Annotated in this window: 1 protein-coding gene; it reads left to right on the forward strand. The window is 60.4% G+C overall.

From position 1 onward, the window contains the following. Nucleotides 1-171 precede the first annotated feature (171 nt). On the forward strand, nt 172-573 hold the full coding sequence (locus EOA49_RS32310) for a MobC family plasmid mobilization relaxosome protein (protein WP_127242314.1): 402 nt from the start codon (nt 172-174) through the stop codon (nt 571-573). Nucleotides 574-621 lie beyond the last annotated feature (48 nt).

The raw sequence follows: 621 nt of genomic DNA on the forward strand, positions 1-621 counted from the left end.
CGATAATGTCGAGCGAAGCGTCGGCCGCTCGAAAAGTTGGTTTTGTTGAGTGGGAATTTCACGCCTATTGATGGTGGCAGGATACGGAAAAATGTGCGACATTTTCCCGGCGATCGAGGAACAAGCCCTCGATGCCTGCCGCAAGCGCCAGAGAGAGGGGCCCAAGGCCAAATGGACGACGCGAAATTCGAGGTCCGGCTCGAACCGGACCGGAAGGGTCGAATGGTGCATGCCCGCGTCAGCGCGGACGAATATGCGGCAATCGAAAAGGCCGCGAAGGCGGCCGACATGACGGTTTCGGGATTTTTCCGGTCGCTGATCCTCGAAGGCGCCGGCGTACGACCGATCCTGACTAAGGATGATCGGCTCGTCACGGCGCTGCTGCTGGAGGACATGCGCGCGATCGGCGTGAACCTGAACCAGGTGGCGCGATCAATAAACAGCGGCAAGAGCGTTCACCCGAGCGAGCTCGACATCAATCTTGGCAACGTGCAGCGCGTCCAAGCGGCCGTTTTGACGGAATTACGATCGCTGGCGAAGCGCGCCGGCCATAAGCGGCGTGGGGAAGGGTAAGGCGTGGAAGTCGTCTTCGGCGCCTTCACGAGCGAATGGGAACAGCGG

The sequence above is a fragment of the Mesorhizobium sp. M1A.F.Ca.IN.020.04.1.1 genome, assembly GCF_003997315.1.
Taxonomy (GTDB): domain Bacteria; phylum Pseudomonadota; class Alphaproteobacteria; order Rhizobiales; family Rhizobiaceae; genus Mesorhizobium.

Coding starts and splice junctions, on each gene's coding strand:
- EOA49_RS32310 (WP_127242314.1), top strand. CDS start 172: ATGGACGACGCGAAATTCGAGGTCCGGCTCGAACCGGACCGGAAGGGT.